Here is a 12,754-nt window from a genome sequence, read left to right as displayed (position 1 = left end):
TTCCTTATGCAGCTTATTCGAGCGAATCAATACATCGGTTCGGTGAGCACGCTCATAATGGTCACAATCCCGTCTTTGTAGTTGCCCAATCTGAGATTTTCATTTGGGCTGTGCTGATTGTTGTCGGCATTGACCGTGGGGATGGTGACTGCCGGAATCCCCAATGCATCGACAAAAGGGGAAATGGGAATTGACCCACCGGAAATCCGGATTTGAACCGGGTCTGTACCAAATGCCCGATTCATGCTCTTTCTCAGCCAAGCGCCTGCCTCGGAATCCATCGGGGTTCGAAATGCCTGATACGAAATAGATTTGTTGACTCGGACGATCTTGGGATACTTCATGCGCTCTTCATCGGTAGGATCTTTTTCTACAATGTAAAAACCCTGCTCCCGAATGTGGTTTTCGATCAGTCCAAACAGCCGTTTCGGATCGGACTCCGGCACCAGTCGCATATCGAGCTCGGCCACGGCCACTTCAGGGATGATGGTCCGAGCCTCAGGACCTACCCAAGCCGAACGCATTCCTCGGATGTTCAGCGAAGGATATTGGATGCTCTCCTGATAGCTCTGTCCCACCTGATCAGTTCGGGAGATTCCAAGGCGTTTTTTGATGGCGACTTCATCATCAGGTACAGCATTGAGGACGGCTTTTTCCGATTCGCTCAGGGTAATTCCCTCATAGAATCCCGGTATTATGACTCTGCCGTTTTCATCTTTCATCGAAGCCAAAAGCTGAGAAAGCAACAGGGCAGGATTGGGCGCATAATTCCCATAGTGTCCGCTATGTTGAGAAAGCTTTGGGCCATAGGTCGTCAGAAACAATTCAGAGATTCCTCTTGCGCCGTAGCTGAGGGTAGGTTTATTGCTGGTGTGCTGGGGGCCATCCATGATCAGCATCAGATCAGCGGTCAGTTTTTCCTTGTATTGAATCACGGCTGCAGGAAGTCTCGGCGAACCTTGCTCTTCCTCAAAGTCCAAAATAATCTTGATCGAATAATCAGGAGAAATTCCCGCTTGGGTCAAAGCATCCCAAGCACTGATAAACATGGCCAAAGGTCCTTTGTCATCCGAGCTGGACCGGGCAAAAATCCGCCAATCTGCATTGTATTCTTTATTCAGTCGATCCATTGGAATGATCTCCCAAGTTCCGTCCGCTTTTTGCTCTTTTAAGACAGGGATATATGGATCCGGCTGAAACCAACGGCTTCGATCTACGGCCTGACCATCGACATGGAAGTAGAAGAGCGCAGTTTTTTTCGAGTTCGGCCGCTTTTTTTCCACCAAAAGCAAGGGGATTCCTCCTGTTTCCAGTCGCTCCTGCGTCCAGCCTCTGGCAGTGAAGACATTTTCACACCAGACTATATTTTCTTCGATCTGCTCCGGAAACACCGCGTCATTCGGCATCGAAACGAGGTCATTGAGCAGTTTTATGGCAGCTTGCCACTGCTTTACGGTGAGCGCTTCGAGCTGTGCGCGTTCAGTTTTTTGAGCCTGAAGTGACAGGGATAAAAGCAGGAAACAGATAAGGGCTGTAATTCTCATGGTAGGTGGCAATTAATCAACAAGTGTAAACGCAAGAAAAATAGTCAAAAGCAGGTGGCCATGCAACGGATATTTCCAAAGCTGAACGTTTGGCTGCCAATGGGCCAGGCCCCTAAATAATCGGGAACTTGTACCGCTTTTGGAATCCAAATTTAATTTTCTTGGTTATTACCCCGTGCTAGCCCGTAAATCGGCGGAGAGCTACCCCACCACATGTCCTTTGCATTCCATTGACTGAGGTGTGTGGAATCGCTTAAAGCTTGACTTTGACGGCTAAAACAGTAGATTTACGCAATTCACCCCTTATGATAAAGAGACGCCAACTCCCGTTTATTGGAAAATTCGCATTTATGTTGCTGATTATTTTCTCGCTGGGCTTTGTATTCTACGAAAAGTCTGATGCAGTAAATACTCCAGTCCAATTGCCCGAAACGGTAAGCCCACTAGTTGCAGTGCAAAAGGATGACTCCTTGAAAAATAGCATCGTGGACTATGGAATTGAATTTCTGGGAACGCCCTATGTCACTGCGGGCTCCGGAAGAGATGGGTTTGACTGCTCCGGATTTGTCCACTATGTTTTCCGGCATTTCAATATTAAAGTGCCGCGTACTACAGCGGATTTCCAGAATTTCGGTCAAGAAATCCCGATTGAGCATGTCCAAAAGGGAGATTTATTGCTGTTTCTGAGCCCAACCCGAAATGTGGTTGGTCATATCGGAATTGTCACCAGTGAAAATGGCCGGGAAAGTCAATTCATTCATGCCTCCTCAGGACCTGAGATGAGAGTCATCTTTACCGACCTGTCTAAGCCAAGCTATACCCGCCGCTTTGTGAAAGCGATCCGTGTGATTTGAGATAAGGGATTAATTCGGTGATTGCTCAGCCAAGCCTCAAGGCCCTGGGCATTCAGGGCTATTCCGCTTTCACATAGTTTCGCCAGTTGTGCTTTTCCTTAAATCCCAACACTTCACGGATTTTTCGATTGGAAAACAGGGCCTCATGCTCTCCCAATTCCCGGGTAAGTGGCACGCCGGGGAAAAACTGTTCAGCCAAGACCTTGCTCGGGATAATAGCGCCATTGTGGTCATTTCCGGCATTGAAAACCTGAAAGCCAAGCTCATCCTTTTTCAAGCACAAGTCCACAATCTGGCCCAAGTCCCGGGCGTCGATGTAACAGAATGCATTCCGCCGACGTACTTCCGGGTTTTTGAAATAATTAGGAAACAATTCGGCGTATTCGTGGGGCTCAATTACATTTCCGATCCGAAGGGCATAGATATCAATCCCCGATCGGCGCTGGAAGGCACGGGCAGTTTGCTCATTTACCACCTTGGATAAGCCATAGCTATCCATGGGATCCACATCATAGTCCTCCTCCAAAGGCAGTGAATTGGGGTCGGTTTTGCCGTCGGAGAAGCAGATGCCATAGGTCGTCTCGGAGGAGGCGATGATGACCTTCTTTATCCCAAGCTTGACTGCAGCCTCAATCACATTATAGGTGCCCAGGGTATTGACCCGAAAAGTTTCATTGTCCGGGTTGATCAGGATTCGGGGCACAGCGGCAAAATGAACCACCGCATCAAACTTCGGTACCCCATTTCCTGCTTCCAATTCATCCAAGCCGGCATACGAACTCATAGCATTAAACATCTGTCCGGAGTCTGTGATATCCGCTGTCAGATTATCCACGCCGGGAATTTTCAATGGCACGAGGTCAACATTCATTACCCGATATCCTTGTTCGAGTAGGTAAGGGATCACGTGCTTTCCTGCTTTTCCTGATCCTCCGGTGAAGAATATGCGTTTTTTGGACATGGGGGGTTTTGCTTAGGTCTGATTTTTAGCTGAAGTATGGCTTGTGGCGGGAATTTACCAAGCGCTGCAATCCAAATCAAGGCAAAACTAGACCAAAGGATGGCAATACTGTAGCGAAACCGGCTTAAAAGTAATTTTGGAAGAATTCAGGCAATTTTATTTCAAACCAAATCCGCCACATTTTTACCCTCCCAAATTCCCTCAAACTTGTAGGGAACAAAGCGCGCAAACATTTCTTCCTTGTACCACTTCAGTTTCCGGGTAAGCTGGAGAACCTCCTTGTGCTTCTGGTTTTTGTAGGCAAAATCAAGCATTTCGGATTGACTTTGCCAGATGCTCAAGGTCGCCTGTTGAATTAGGGGCCATTCGCCCACACCAATCGATAAGGCCAAGCCCGCATACCCTTCTGAACTCCGGCTTACTTTACCCACCTTGGTCCAGAATGACCACAATTTCCCGAAATGAATTCTTGCCCGCGTCAATACGACCACAGGCTTGGTCATGTCCAATGTGGCGCTTTTTACAAATGGCTGTATCCCGTCCCAAGTACCATGGGACTCTGCTGCATACAGGAATGCGGTAAACTGCTCCTGGCTTTTTTTCTGATAGGTTTTGAAAAAAGGATTTTCTGAGAAAAAATTCAAGGCATGCCTTTCAGACTCCCAGACACAAAAGAGCACATAGGTCCCAAAATTTGGCAGGGCGCTAAATCCATTTTTCCCGCCCGAACCCAATAATTTGGAAAAAGTCAGTCCGCTGATCTCTTTCAGTGCGTCGAGGCCAAGCTGCATTTGTTTGAAGGCCCACCATTTATTTGAAAAGCCCTCAACCTTGAAAAAGCTACATGTGGTGATTTGATTCATAGTGACTAATTCATTTTAATCGGATAATTATTCTAAAAAAAATGTTTAAGGGTTCTGTTCATCCGGAATCGAACTTCTTGTCCGAAAAGGGTAGGGCTGCGGTGTTAATTTACGTACCGAAGGCAATTGACAGCCGAAGCCTTCGAAATTCAGTTTCCAAAAACAGCTAAGCATCGCTCAAATGGAGATGACAAGTTTTTACTTCTTTTGAACGACGATCAGCTGCAAACCCATTGAAAAAACCCTTTCAAAAGCAAAAAATGGAAAGCTGAGTACTTTGAAGAACACCAAAGGCCAAAACTCCCTTTCCATGGAATCAAACCAGTTGATGTGTTTTTGTTCCATTTTGCCCAGCCAATACAGCGTGAAGGCATCCAATGTGCCATACCTCAGATGCTTGCTTATGGTCCATTTGTCCGCTGCAAACAGGGCTTGGAAGCCCTTTTCGGAAAATAGGGTAAGGTGTCTCGGGCTATGCCATCCCTGCCAGAATTGTTTTTGCCTCCGCGCACTGACACTCTGATAATCCGGCACCTCTATGATCAATTTACCCCCGGGATTTAAGCAGGCATGTAGTTTTTCGACGGTCTCGTGCAGGTGAAAATCGTGCTCGAGGTAATGCCAAAGCGTAATCACATCAAAGGACTGGCTTGGGACGAAGTCCGCAAGTGAGGTTTTGATGAGCGTTAGACTGGGATAGGCCTGATGCTTCCACCCATTGTCCGAGAAATCGATGCCGATGCAGTCTGCATTTAATTTCGCCTGCACCAACTCCAAGAAGCTGGGCTGCCCACAACCCACATCGAGGATGCTGAAAAAACCTTTTTTGTCCTGGGTCACTCCTGCCACCACCTGCACGCGCTTGCGGTCCAATTTCCGCTGACTTCCTGCCACAAAGGAATTGTATCTGCCCCATGCCGCTGCCCCTTTGTAGGGGAGGTAATCCCGGGTATAATAGGCGGCTAATTCATATTCCCTGACGCCATTGGTCAAAAACACCGACTCGCAAGCTGAGCACTTGTGGAATACATAGCACTCCGCATTGGCCGCATGCATCAGGGCATTGGTGGAGATGAAATGCTGATGATCGACACTGTCACACACCGGGCAAAAGACTGTTTCAGTTCGATCCATAGGTATTTTCTTGGGCAGTGGGAATTCTTCGGTATTCATTCCCACTGACCCATGAAAATAGACTAAAGTCAGCAGATCTAGCTAAATGGGCAAGCGTCAAACTACACTCAAACGGAGCCTGCTTAGGAATTTTCGCTTTCCTCATCTTCCGTCAGCAAGCAATGCCCTTCAAATTCAGACTGCTCAAACTCCTCCTTTTTCAACCAGTATTCTGAAGTTACCAGATTAAAGTTTGTCGCATCTTTCTTGTTCAATTCCCACAATACCCCATCCGCCTCTTCAAATTTCTTGGCGGTAGTCATCTGCTCGGTGAATAATCTTTTGATGAGATTCCTGTCCGAGATCCCATTATTCAGGGATTTTAAAACCATTTCCTTGGTGATTTCCCCCGCAAAGCCATCCTTGGAAACCATAGCGAAGTCTGCCAGGGTTGCTTTTGCATTCGGGAATTTCCCGTTGAAAGCCTTGAACAGCAATTGGTTGATGCTGAACAAATCATGATGCAGGTCGATTTCAGGATACTCTTCGGAGATCTTGTCCAGCAGCATGTCATTGGAAATTTGAGCGATTTGCCCTTCGTTTAAGCGCTCGGAAAGTTTGTAGGTCAATACAATCTCCGCAGCTTCATTGGGTTCAAAATCGGTGATTGCCATATGGAGCATTTCCCTCAGGTTTTCCGGCTTTACCGTGTTGGCATCCGGAAAATTGAAGGCTTCCAACAAGTTGATGTAATCCTGATCCTTCCAATAGCCGGGAAGTTCTTCAACTGTTGAAACGTTGGTGATTGTGATCGTAAAGTTCATGTGTTTGTGTTTTGCTTATTTGCCTACTCCCAAAGCTTTTCGGCGGATGCTCCTTTTGATAGGCCTGCTCCTCCCTGTTGTAGGCGATGGTTTCGAGCTTCCCTAGGCTTAACGGGATTCAGCCTTCCGAAGCCGGGAATTATTCCGCTGAAAAATGAAGTCGGAGTAGGAGCCTTAGGGTCAAGCCAGTAAAATTTTTCAGCAGCCCTCAGTAGCCTGGGGTGATTTGCCGAAGCAGCTCCCGATCCCCGACCTTCATTTTCTTAAACTGTACAGCTGTCGCTGCCACAGGATTTTTTGATCAGTGAAGCAGATTCAGGCTTTTCGGGCTGTGCATTTTTGCTGTCGTTGTCAGTCCATTGGTCCATGACCTCCGGGGAAGGTCTTGCGTTGATTCCTTCTCCATACACCGTAGCAGTGCCATGGGTGTAGAAGGCCTCCCAGTCAATGCCCTGAGGATCGGTGATCCAGCTTTTCTGGGATTTTGAATAGCAGCAAGTGCATTCCCCCTCTTCCCGCACAGTTCCTTTCGCATTTTGCATATTGGCAAACACTTCGTTTAGCTCCGCTTCGGTTTCTACCTGCAGCCCCAAATGCTCAATGCCATTTTCGCTGTGCCCCGTGGAGATGGCGTAGTTGATTCGGGGATCGTCCAACATCCACTTGGCGTAGTCAGGCTTCACCACGGTGGGCTTGGTGTCAAACAAAGCATTGTAAAATTGAATGCTCTCCTCCAGATTTTTCACTCTTGCGTGAACATGAAATCGTTTCATTTTTTTGGGATTTAAATGGTTACGACCTCAAGACGGGGAGGAGTCAAAAAAGACGCAAATTATTTTTGCAGCTCCGCTTTAATTTTTTGCAGGGGCTTACACTCGGCTTTGATGTCGAATGAAATAATGTTCCCCTTGCCATCGGTTTCAAAATGACAGCAGGTAATAAACTCCGCTTTGAGCAACTGCCTCGCCCGTTGTATCCGTGACTTCGTTGCGGAAAGCGAAAGGTTAAGCCGCTCGGCAATATCGGCTTGTTTTAGGTTGTCGATGTCGGCCAGTTTCAGGGGTTCCGAATATTCAACCGGCAAAAAACCAAGCAGCGGCTGGATGTAATCGAGGGCCTCTTTAAAAGCGAGCGTTTCATCCTCTTCGATGAGCTCAGGCAAATTCTCCTGATACGAAAGTTTGGACTGCTTGCGGTAATTGTCAATCAGGGTGTTTTGGGCGATTTGAAAAAGCCAGCTGCGTACATTTTTTACCCCGGATTTTGAGATACAGAAACTGTACACCTTCAAAAGCACTTCCTGCAAAATATCATTGGTCAAGTCGGGGTCATGTACCCGCTTGAGAATGAAGTTTCTCAATTCCGCCTTATGCTCCAACCAGAGCGCAGGAACGTCACAGTTTGTGCTGATCTCGGCTTGCTTTTCCATAATGATGTGGTTCAATAAAATTAAACAGGATTAGCCACATTGCGTCCTGTCTTCCCTGAAAGTTAAACCCGGAGTATCCAATGCTGTCAGGTCCGATACTGCCTCGGGGAGAATATCAGTCTTTGCCCTGCAAAGGTCGCACTGGGCTCTCGGCAGGCAAAGTTCCCGCATCTGTCGCGGCAGGCTCCGTCCCCTTGTTATTCGTGGACTCCGGATGATTGACTGAGGTTATTAATTCCTCCAGGGCGGAGACGATCTTCCTGATCGCATTGGTGATTGAGGACACCGAAACGCTCAACTGCGCCTTGGGTGGAATATTTTTATAAAGATAATTAACTGTCAGAATGTAGAAATCCTCGTACTCACGCTGCAGCTTGGAGATTTCTTCCCTGCCCATTCCCTCCGGCGCTTGGCTGCTCAGTTTATTCAGATTCTTTACCGCAAAGTCCTGCAGTCTACCCAGAATTTCAACTGCCACAGGGTCCTCGCTATCCGACATTTCTTTGATGTTTGGAATGACATCTTTGATGTTTTTGGCGGCTATGATCATCGATCTCACACGGATCAGGTAATTGGCAGTAAGATCGGCTTCGGATTGGGTCAGCTTAAAGCGCTGGATCTGTGTGTAATAGTCAGTGATTTCATCTTCGATGGACTTAAGTTGGGCGTAGGTTTCCAGCAGGTTTTTTTCTGCCCTGAAAATATTTTTTATCCCGGAAGAGCGATGGTTTCCATTCTTGTCGATGAGCAGGCAGTCCAGGATAAATTCCTCAACCAGGGTGTAGACTCTCGAGATTTCATTGTCCAATGCCTGCAGTGCTACATCGGAGACCTCGGGATCCACATTTTTGATGAAACGACAGGTTCCGGAGGGCTCGGATTTAACAAACCGCCGGTTCATAAATCGCGCAAAAGCGGGGATAAAGGGAAAAAACAGAACGATGCCGATCAGGTTGATCAGGGTATTCAGAAATACCAACTCCAGCAGGGGTTCCCTGATGCCGAGGTATTGAATGGTGAAATAAACCATTTGCCTCAGCAGCAAAAAGCTCACCGCCCCGGCGACGAGGTTGAAGATCACATTTGCGGCAGCCAGACGTTTTTTATCCGCGGTGCCATTGAAGGAAGCAATGATCAGCGTGGAGGTTGTCCCGATATTCGCACCGATGATCATGGCCACGGATTGGTGGATGCTGATCAGTTCGGCATTTAGCGCGCTCAGGACGATCACGATCATGGCCGAACTCGACTGGATCAATACCGTGGTGACCAGGCCGATCAATAGAAATATCCACAAGCCCACATTGGCATACAGGCTCAGGTCGACTTGCCCGGCCACATCCTCGATGGAGGTTTTCATAAAATCAAGCCCGAGGAAAAGCAAGCCGAATCCGATCAGAAAACTTCCCCAGTTTTTTAATACCGGGCGACTGTCAAGCAGCAGGTAGCTTAAGGAACCTATGGCCAAAAAGGGGTATGAAAGATCTGCGATGTCCAGTTTGAATCCCACGGTGGCTACGATCCAGGCGGTCACGGTGGTGCCCAAATTTGCCCCAAAGACCACCCCAAGTGAATTCTGCAGGCTGATCATGCCCGCGCCTAAAAAGGCCAGCACCAGCAGTGTAACTAGGGAACTGCTTTGCAGAATGGCCGTCACAAAAGAGCCCGTCAGAATCCCTTTCCAGCGTTTGTCGGTGAAGCGTTGCAGCAATTTCTTGAATGAATTGCCCGCCAGGCCCTTCAGCCCGGTCTCGAGGTGAAACATGCCGAATAGGAAAATTCCTAATCCGGCGATGAACATCCATATTTCAAAATCAACTGTATCCATAATTTCCAGAAGCGGAATTTATAATTTTTTTCAATCGATCACTACCCAGAATTCACATCTCAGCGGCTTCAGCCCCGGATCAGCAGGGCCAAGACGATCACCAACACCACATAAAAGCCCACAACCAGTAGATTGTATTTCATCAGCTTGGCATATCCGATCAGAGGCTGATTCACCACCGACTTCACCATGATGATATTCTGCAGGGATATCGCATTGCCGATGGCACTCCCCGTAGCCAGCAAGGCCAGGAGCAGGGGCAGATTTCTCCCAAGCGTCACATCCGCTTGTATCGCATTGCCAAGGAGCAGATTGCTCATCGTCGCGCTTCCGCTGACAAAGCTACCCGTGACTCCGATCAGTGGATTGAGCAGGAGCTTAGTGGTCTCCCGCAATCCCATGTAATGGGCATTGATGAGCTGCAGCAGGTCTCCCTGAATCAGCTGCGCAAAGCAAACCAGCAAGAAGATCGTGGCCATGGACTTCCCGGTTTTCAGGAGGGTATCTTTGCCCTGACTGAAAAGTTGGGCCCAGAGCCTGTTTTTTTGGATGAGGATAAGATACACCAAGCTGCTAAGGATAAATATCAGCCCGGGCTGATACAGGGACAGGGGACGGATGCTGTCCTTGATTTTCCAGCTATAATCAGAGAGGAAATACTTGGCCAAAATCAAGAGCAGAACCAAAATCAGGTATGGATAAAAGGTGTCCAGCCAAAAAGCCGCGCTTGGCCGTTCGCTTTTGGCGACAAAGAGCGATACAAAGAGCACCAAGCCCACAAATCCGGCAAGTACCGCAGGATACTCCACACTTACCAAGCCGGTGAGGAAGTAGGGAAGGGTGAAGGAAAAACCCGCCCCGGCAAGCATTTTCCAGTCCTTTTTCCAATTGGTTTCAGTCTGTTCGGTTTGGCTGAAGATGTAGGCCAAGAGAAAGGGCAGCACCAATGCCGGCAGGCTGTTTAAGATCAGGGTATGGAGCACCGTGGAATCAGATTCATAGATTCCCAAACCGACCTTAAAGGGCGTTCCCAAAGCCCCAAAAGTCACGGCCGTCGTGTTGGCGGCCAAAGGCAAGACGATACTCGTCAGCGGCTTAAATCCCAAGCTCAGCAGGAGAGGAGCGATCAGCATGGCAGGGATTCCAAATCCGGCTATCCCTTCCATAAAACTCCCCATAAATAGGCAGAGGATAAGAATGACAAAAAGCTTGGAAGAGAAGGAGGCGTTGACTTCGATAAATTTTGTGAAATGCCCGCTGTGGTATAGGGTATGGTAGAAGAGGTAAGCTCCAAAGAGCAGCAGGGCCAATTCGATGGAGATGACAAAACCCGAACCGAAGGGGAGCAGGGCAAAGGCAAGATCTTGCAGGACAATAGCCTTGGAAACAAGGACAAAAAGCAGGGCGAGTAAGGCCCCGAGCCAGAGTTTTCTCAAAGCAAATACCCCAAGGAGCAGAATAAGAAATGAGATAAGGACAGTCCAGTTTTCCAAAAGCAATGCAATCAATTTTCCGCAGGACCAAGTTGCATCCTTTGGGCTAGATTATCACTAGGAGGGGCGTAGATTCCGGTTGGTGATGGGGTGCAGGCACAAATTACGCTTACCTTCTCAGGGTACGGCCGGGTTTGAGTTCGTGCCATTCTGCGCAGCTCTTATGAATTCTTATCCAGCAACAGTCGTAAAAACACATAGGAGAAGAAGATAAAAAATACCCAGTCATTGAGGCCATAGATGGTATAGAAAATTCCGGCCATGGTGTCTTTGGCATAGACTGCCGAGAGCTCGTGCTTAAGGATCCATTTAGTCCAGACGATACCATAGATTAATTTCTCAACTGCAAAGACGGCCACCAGCCATTTTACAGCATGATAATTTTTTGCGACGGAAATATAGGCCAGTCCCCAAACCACAATCATTACCAATCCGAAATTTGACATCACCACCGGATCAGATTCAGGAATAACAGGATTGGTAAAGAATCTTGAAAAAACCAATACTGTCATATTGAATAATCCAGCCAGAACAAATCCTTTGGTAATCTTTGCATTTTTTAGGGTCCCAAGCATGTTTTTATGGTTTTGTTATTTCTTATGAACTAGTTTGTACTGGCTTGTAAATGATGATAACAGTTTCCACGCTTGGCGTTCGTACGGGATTTCGGAGCACAAAACTGTCAACCTACCACAAAACTCCAATTGAAAAACTGAACTTGAATTTAACCACTGCACCCCGCATGACGCCAAAAGTGTGTTGTATTCGGCTTTCATTTCTGTCAAGCGAGTTTGACAAAGTTGTCTTCAAGTTTTACGTTAAAATTGATTTCTGCTTTTAATGCTCTAAACACTTTGATAATGGTGTCAATTGTCGCACTGTTAGCACTACTTTCAAGTTTAGAGATTTGAGCTTTCTGAACTCCAACAAGTCGTCCAAGTTCTTCTTGAGTCAAATTTCTTTCTTGTCTTGCGGCTTTAATCATTTTTCCCAAAACGTCCATTCGAAGTTCGTATTCGTATTCGTCTCGCTCTTGTGTCCCAACTTTGCCGATATACTTGTCTTTCATCTCGGCAAGTGAGTAAGTCTTTATTTCTTTAGTTGCCATATGATTACTTTTTTTGTTTGTTGTTAAAATATTTGTCTCTGAGTCTTACTGCTCGGTCAATCTCGTTTGCCGGAACTTTGTCAACTTTCTTTACGAAACCGTGGGTCGCGATTACCAAAGTCTCTTTGTTATCTGTCTTGTCCCAAAATGCAAGAAGTCGGATTTGAAGTCCTGCAAACTTTGTCCGAAACTCCCAAATGTCATTTTGAAGTTTCTTAAAAAGCTTTGGGTCATTGGTCTGTTCAGCAAGGTCAATATTGTAAAGGATTTTCTTTATTGTCTTAGGGTCAAGCTGTGAAATGAACTCGTCCGCTTCTTCTAAAAATTTTGTCTCGAAAAATCTCATTCAATACTGTCTTATTAAACGTCATAAAAATAGCAATTGTTTCCATAAATAGAAACAAAGTTTTTCATGAATTTGTTAAGTGTTGATTTTTTAAGCTGACGCACAACGTTTTGGAGCCACAAGAAGTTGGCGATTTCGGAGACGAAAACTATCTGCTATCACTGAACTTGATACGAAGAACAAAGCTTGATTTAACCCCGCCCGAACGTACCCGTTCGGTACGGGCGGGCACTGAACCTCCACTTTTGGGTAGGTGCTGTCATCACTTAGCTGTTCATTTTCGTTCCTTTGTTTTTCGATCGTTTTCGGTGTGCGTCGGGGCAAATATATTCTCTTGCAATTTTGGGTCTATGTGTTGGCTTCCCGCAAAGGCGGGACAGGTCGTGCGAAT

General features: G+C 47.0%; 13 protein-coding genes. 1 reads left to right on the top strand and 12 read right to left on the bottom strand.

Translation table 11 applies throughout. The features are described from left to right. Positions 1-26: 26 nt before the first annotated feature. On the bottom strand, positions 27-1,544 hold the full coding sequence (locus Q8M62_RS02050) for a M20/M25/M40 family metallo-hydrolase (RefSeq protein WP_304901355.1): 1,518 nt from the start codon (positions 1,542-1,544) through the stop codon (positions 27-29). Between the two features lie 305 nt (positions 1,545-1,849). On the opposite strand from Q8M62_RS02050, the gene Q8M62_RS02045 reads away from it, so the two are divergent. Beyond that, a complete protein-coding gene (locus tag Q8M62_RS02045) occupies positions 1,850-2,398 on the top strand; it encodes a C40 family peptidase (RefSeq protein WP_304901356.1) in 549 nt (182 codons plus the stop codon). Between the two features lie 58 nt (positions 2,399-2,456). Here Q8M62_RS02045 and Q8M62_RS02040 read toward each other — a convergent pair whose 3' ends face one another. The 11 genes from Q8M62_RS02040 to Q8M62_RS01990 all read right to left on the bottom strand — a co-directional run bounded on the left by Q8M62_RS02040 (position 2,457) and on the right by Q8M62_RS01990 (position 12,363). After that, positions 2,457-3,359, bottom strand: a complete 903-nt coding sequence (locus Q8M62_RS02040) for an NAD(P)-dependent oxidoreductase (protein ID WP_304901357.1) — start codon at positions 3,357-3,359, stop codon at positions 2,457-2,459. Positions 3,360-3,520: 161 nt separating this feature from the next. Continuing rightward, positions 3,521-4,150, bottom strand: coding sequence for a spheroidene monooxygenase (locus Q8M62_RS02035; RefSeq protein WP_304901358.1), 630 nt, complete (start codon positions 4,148-4,150; stop codon positions 3,521-3,523). Positions 4,151-4,420: 270 nt separating this feature from the next. Further along, positions 4,421-5,356: a class I SAM-dependent methyltransferase gene (locus Q8M62_RS02030; protein WP_304901359.1), complete on the bottom strand. Its 936-nt coding sequence runs from the start codon at positions 5,354-5,356 to the stop codon at positions 4,421-4,423. A 122-nt stretch (positions 5,357-5,478) separates the two neighbouring features. Then, positions 5,479-6,159 carry a hypothetical protein gene (locus tag Q8M62_RS02025; protein WP_304901360.1) on the bottom strand — a complete coding sequence of 227 codons (681 nt, stop codon included), beginning with the start codon at positions 6,157-6,159 and terminating at the stop codon, positions 5,479-5,481. A gap of 263 nt (positions 6,160-6,422) precedes the next feature. Continuing rightward, complete coding sequence (locus Q8M62_RS02020) at positions 6,423-6,932, bottom strand: ArsI/CadI family heavy metal resistance metalloenzyme (protein WP_304901361.1); 510 nt, start codon at positions 6,930-6,932, stop codon at positions 6,423-6,425. 59 nt (positions 6,933-6,991) lie between these two features. Beyond that, entirely contained in the window at positions 6,992-7,588 is a 597-nt protein-coding gene (locus Q8M62_RS02015) for a sigma-70 family RNA polymerase sigma factor (protein WP_304901362.1), read from the bottom strand. A gap of 115 nt (positions 7,589-7,703) precedes the next feature. Continuing rightward, entirely contained in the window at positions 7,704-9,416 is a 1,713-nt protein-coding gene (locus tag Q8M62_RS02010; RefSeq protein WP_304901363.1) for a Na/Pi cotransporter family protein, read from the bottom strand. Between the two features lie 68 nt (positions 9,417-9,484). Then, positions 9,485-10,924 (bottom strand): L-lactate permease, encoded by a 1,440-nt coding sequence (locus Q8M62_RS02005; protein ID WP_305668003.1) that lies wholly within the window; start codon positions 10,922-10,924, stop codon positions 9,485-9,487. Between the two features lie 146 nt (positions 10,925-11,070). Then, a complete protein-coding gene (locus tag Q8M62_RS02000; RefSeq protein WP_304901365.1) occupies positions 11,071-11,484 on the bottom strand; it encodes a hypothetical protein in 414 nt (137 codons plus the stop codon). A gap of 206 nt (positions 11,485-11,690) precedes the next feature. Continuing rightward, positions 11,691-12,017 carry a helix-turn-helix domain-containing protein gene (locus tag Q8M62_RS01995; protein WP_304901366.1) on the bottom strand — a complete coding sequence of 109 codons (327 nt, stop codon included), beginning with the start codon at positions 12,015-12,017 and terminating at the stop codon, positions 11,691-11,693. 4 nt (positions 12,018-12,021) lie between these two features. Beyond that, positions 12,022-12,363 carry a type II toxin-antitoxin system RelE/ParE family toxin gene (locus Q8M62_RS01990; protein ID WP_304901367.1) on the bottom strand — a complete coding sequence of 114 codons (342 nt, stop codon included), beginning with the start codon at positions 12,361-12,363 and terminating at the stop codon, positions 12,022-12,024. Positions 12,364-12,754: the final 391 nt, after the last annotated feature.

The sequence above is a fragment of the Algoriphagus sp. genome (assembly GCF_030694375.1).
GTDB lineage: Bacteria > Bacteroidota > Bacteroidia > Cytophagales > Cyclobacteriaceae > Algoriphagus.
The sequence above is the reverse complement of the archived record's forward strand: the minus strand, read 5'-3'. Positions and strand labels throughout refer to the sequence as shown.

Bases quoted from the DNA above. Each gene is read 5' to 3' on its own strand.
- Q8M62_RS02030 (WP_304901359.1), bottom strand. From the start codon at position 5,356: ATGGATCGAACTGAAACAGTCTTTTGCCCGGTGTGTGACAGTGTCGAT.
- Q8M62_RS02025 (WP_304901360.1), bottom strand. From the start codon at position 6,159: ATGAACTTTACGATCACAATCACCAACGTTTCAACAGTTGAAGAACTT.
- Q8M62_RS01990 (WP_304901367.1), bottom strand. From the start codon at position 12,363: ATGAGATTTTTCGAGACAAAATTTTTAGAAGAAGCGGACGAGTTCATT.
- Q8M62_RS02045 (WP_304901356.1), top strand. From the start codon at position 1,850: ATGATAAAGAGACGCCAACTCCCGTTTATTGGAAAATTCGCATTTATG.
- Q8M62_RS02020 (WP_304901361.1), bottom strand. From the start codon at position 6,932: ATGAAACGATTTCATGTTCACGCAAGAGTGAAAAATCTGGAGGAGAGC.
- Q8M62_RS02040 (WP_304901357.1), bottom strand. From the start codon at position 3,359: ATGTCCAAAAAACGCATATTCTTCACCGGAGGATCAGGAAAAGCAGGA.
- Q8M62_RS02010 (WP_304901363.1), bottom strand. From the start codon at position 9,416: ATGGATACAGTTGATTTTGAAATATGGATGTTCATCGCCGGATTAGGA.
- Q8M62_RS02050 (WP_304901355.1), bottom strand. From the start codon at position 1,544: ATGAGAATTACAGCCCTTATCTGTTTCCTGCTTTTATCCCTGTCACTT.
- Q8M62_RS02015 (WP_304901362.1), bottom strand. From the start codon at position 7,588: ATGGAAAAGCAAGCCGAGATCAGCACAAACTGTGACGTTCCTGCGCTC.
- Q8M62_RS02035 (WP_304901358.1), bottom strand. From the start codon at position 4,150: ATGCAGCTTGGCCTCGACGCACTGAAAGAGATCAGCGGACTGACTTTT.
- Q8M62_RS02000 (WP_304901365.1), bottom strand. From the start codon at position 11,484: ATGCTTGGGACCCTAAAAAATGCAAAGATTACCAAAGGATTTGTTCTG.
- Q8M62_RS01995 (WP_304901366.1), bottom strand. From the start codon at position 12,017: ATGGCAACTAAAGAAATAAAGACTTACTCACTTGCCGAGATGAAAGAC.